The organism is Kitasatospora sp. NPDC059803, assembly GCF_042732255.1.
In the GTDB taxonomy this organism is placed as follows: Bacteria; Actinomycetota; Actinomycetes; order Streptomycetales; family Streptomycetaceae; genus Kitasatospora.
In genome coordinates this window covers 4,590-8,398 of the sequence record NZ_JBHWIJ010000230.1, presented here as the reverse complement: position 1 = coordinate 8,398, position 3,809 = coordinate 4,590, and the positions used below count along the sequence as shown (strand labels likewise).

Annotated in this window: 2 protein-coding genes; both read left to right on the top strand. The window is 76.4% G+C overall.

Annotation, left to right across the window (positions count from 1 at the left end; genetic code table 11):
* The first annotated feature begins 141 nt into the window (after nucleotides 1-141).
* Entirely contained in the window at nucleotides 142-1,494 is a 1,353-nt protein-coding gene (locus ACFV6I_RS29100; protein ID WP_380428489.1) for a serine hydrolase domain-containing protein, read from the top strand.
* Nucleotides 1,495-1,512: 18 nt separating this feature from the next.
* Nucleotides 1,513-3,809: AMP-binding protein (locus ACFV6I_RS29095; RefSeq protein WP_380428487.1), on the top strand; the 2,297-nt coding region annotated here is incomplete at its 3' end.

Here is a 3,809-nt window from a genome sequence, read left to right as displayed (position 1 = left end):
ACCCCGACCCGCCGTTGGGGTCCGCGACCGCGGACCCCATCGGCGTTTTCGGGTTTCCGGGCAGGTCGAACGGCGTTTCGCAGTGCGGCAACCAGGGTCATTCGGCTGCCGCTTAACGACCCTGACCGGCCCCGCCGCCCGGTGTTAGCCTGCATTCACCAGAGCGAATTCCCCTTTTGCGTAATCCCCGTACCGACGAGCCGTGGACGGAACACGGCCGAACGGGGCTGTTGTGCTGCGCCTTTTTCGGATTCCGGTGAATGCGGTGGGTGGGTTTTAGTGAATTCACAGTCATGGCGTGAAAAGGCCGGACGGCTCGCGCGCGAACACGGTGTGCGCTCCCTCCGGTGCGCGTTCTACGACGCCGGCGAACTCCACGTCGCCGAGGCGGGTGCGGAGCCCGGGCCGGCGCCCGCCGCGCCGTTCGCCTCGCTCACCAAGCTCTTCACCGCGACGCTGGCCATGCAGCTGGCCTTCGACGGCGACCTCGACCTGGACCTGCCGGTCGGCGAGTACCTGAACGAACCACCCTTCGCCGAACTGAGACTGACGACCCGCCACCTGCTCAGCCACTCCTCCGGAATGGTCTGCGACGGCCCCGGCGACGGCGGGCTGCGGGCCGCCGTCGCGGCCGGCCCGCTGTTCGCCCCCGGCACCGCGTTCTCGTACTCCAACGCCGGGTTCGCGCTGGCCGGAAAGGTCATCGAGGCCGCCGCCGGGGTGAGTTGGCGCAACGCCGTGACGGACTTCCTGCTCCGGCCGCTGGACATCGAGCCGGCCTTCCTGGCGGCCGACGAGATCCCCCGCGACCTCGCCCCCGCCGCCGCGATCGCCGGCACCGTCACCGACCTGGTCGCGTTCGCCCGGCTCCACCTGGACGACCGCGACGCCTCGCACGCCGCCCTGCTCGACCAGGAGGCCGTCCGGGAGCTGGCCGAACCGCCCTTCGACACCCTGCCGTTCGGCCTGGCCGACGGTTGGGGCCACGGCTGGGCCCGGTACGGCAACGGCGCCGACCGCTGGCTCGGCCTCGACGGCGTGGGCGCGGGCGCCACCTGCCACCTGCGGATCCAGCCGGAACGCGGCACCGTGATCGCCCTCCAGGCCGACTCCGCGGCCGGCCTCGGCGCCTGGCAGGACCTGCTGGCCCAGCTCCGGGCCGAGGGCGTGGACGTCGCCGGCTACGCGCCGGGCCCCGCCGCCGGCGCCGCGCAGGACCTGTCGGACCGCGTCGGGCAGTGGGCCAACGGCGAGACCGTGTACCGGATCCGCCCCGGCGCCGACACGGCGGACGGCGCACACCCCGGCGCCACCGTCCTGGTCGACGACGACGGGATGGAGTACGACCTGACCGGCCGAGGCGAGCGCTTCTTCGCCGCCCGGCACCCGCGGCTGCCCGAGGTGGAACACCTCGGCCGCTTCCTGCTCGACCCGGAGACCGGGCGCGCGGACCACATGCAGTTCGGCGGCCGCGTCCTGCGACGCGTCGCCTGAACAGGCTGGAGAGCGAACGTGACGATCACCAACGACAGTGTCCTGTCGCCGGCGCAGCAGCGCCTGTGGTTCCTGAACCGCTTCCAGGAGGGCGCCGCCGGCCACACCCACACGGTGGCGCTGCGGCTGGCCGGCGGCCTGGGTCCGGAGCAGCTGCGCGCCGCGCTGGACGCCCTGGTCCGGCGGCACCCGCTGCTGGGCACCGTGCACCGCGAGGCCGAGGGTCGCTGCCGCCCCGAACCCGCCCCCGACGGCGGGGCGTTCGCCGGGCTGCGGCCCGAGCCGGTCGCCCCCGACGAGCTCGACGAGGCGCTGACCCGGGCGGCCGGCCAGGGCCTGGACCTCACCCGGGAGCCCCCGCTGCGGGCCCGGCTGCTCGCCACCGGTCCGGACGCCCACGTGCTGGTCCTGACGGTGCACGAGATCGCGGCCGACGAGCGCTCGCTCGCCGTGATCGTCGACGACCTGGCCCGGGCGTACGCGGCGGCCACCGCCCCGGCCGCCCCCGGCGCGTCCGAGCCCGCCCCGCAGTACGCCGCGGCGGCCGCCGCCGACCGGGAGCTGAACGGCGCCCCCGAGCGGCCCACCGAGCACGCCGCGGCCGAACTCGCCCACTGGCGCGCGGCCTTGGAGGGCGCGCCGGCGCAGCTCGACCTGCCCGTCGACCGGCCGCGCCCGGCCGTCACCCGCTACGCCGCCGACGAGTACCGCAGCGAGCTGGACGGCCCGCTGGCGGCGGCCCTCGCCGACCTGGCCGCCGACTGCGGCGCCGGCGTCGAGGCGGTGCTGCACGCCGCCGTCGTGGCGCTGCTGGGCCGCTTCGGCGCCGGCGCCGACGTCCCGCTGGTCGGCAGCCTGCCCGGCCGCGACGACGCCCGGCGCGCCGCCGTGGTCGGCCCGCTGGCCAACCCGGTGGTGCTGCGGGTCGTCCGCCGCCCCGGCGCCTCCTTCCGCGAGCTGGTCGGCGACTGCGCGGCGGTCGCCGACACGGCCCGGCGCCACGGCGGCGTCCCGTTCGAGACCGTGGTCGGCGAGCTGCGGCCCGAGCGCGCGCTCAACCGCCACCCGCTGGCCCAGGTGGCCTTCGATCTCGCCGAGGACCTGCCCGCCCGCCTCCGCTTCGGCGCGCTCGACGCCCAGGTGGCCCAACTTCCCCGCCAGCACTCCCCGTTCGACCTCCAGCTGCGCTTTCGCAGCGCGCCCGACGGCTCCGGGCTGCGGCTGGCCGCGACCTTCAGCACCGAGCTGTTCGACCCGGCGACCGTCCGGCGGCTCACCGACGCGCTGCCGCGCCTGCTGGCCGCCGCCGTCGCCGCGCCGGACGCCGACCCGGACGGCTACGAGGTGCTGGACCCGGCCGAGCGGCACGCCCTGCTGACCGAGTGGAACGCCACCGACCGGCCGGTGCCCGACGCCGACGTCTCCGCACTGTTCCGGGCCCGGGCCGCCGCCCAGCCCGCGCGGACCGCCCTGATCGCCGGCGACACCGTGCTCAGCTACGCCGAACTCGACGACCGGGCCGAGCGGTTGGCCGGCGAGCTGCGCCGCCACGGCGCCGCCCCGGGCCGGCTCGTCGCCCTGGCGCTGCCGCGCTCCGCCGACCTCGTCGTCGCCCTGCTCGCGGTGGCCCGCACCGGCGCCGCCTACGTGCCGCTCGACCCCGACTACCCGGCCGACCGGATCGGCTACATCCTCGACCACGCCGCCCCCTCGGCGCTGGTCACCGACAGCGCGACGGCCGGGCGGCTGCCCGCCACCGCCGCCCACCGGCTGCTGCTGGACGACGAGGAGGTGCGCGCCAGGCTGGCGACGGAGCCCGCCGGGCCGCAGGGCCCCGCCGCGACCGCCGCCGACCCGGCCTACGTCATCTACACCTCCGGCTCCACCGGCCGCCCCAAGGGCGTCGTCATCAGCCGCCACGCGCTGACCAACTTCCTGGTCTCGATGGCCGACCTCTTCCCGCTCGCCGCCGAGGACGTCTGGACCTCCGTCACCACGATCGCCTTCGACATCGCCGCCCTGGAGCTCTACCTGCCGCTGGTCGGCGGCGCCACCGTGGTCCTCGCCGACCGCGCGACCGTCACCGACCCCGCCGGGCTGGGCGCCCTGGTCGGCCGCACCGGCACCACGATCATGCAGGCCACCCCCAGCCTCTGGCAGGCCCTGTGCGACGAAGTCCCGCAGGCGCTGCGCGGCCTGCGGATGCTGGTCGGCGGGGAGGCCCTGCCGGCCGCCCTCGCCGAGCGGATGCGCGCGCTCGGCAGCGAGGTCACCAACCTGTACGGGCCCACCGAGACCACCATCTGGTCCACCGC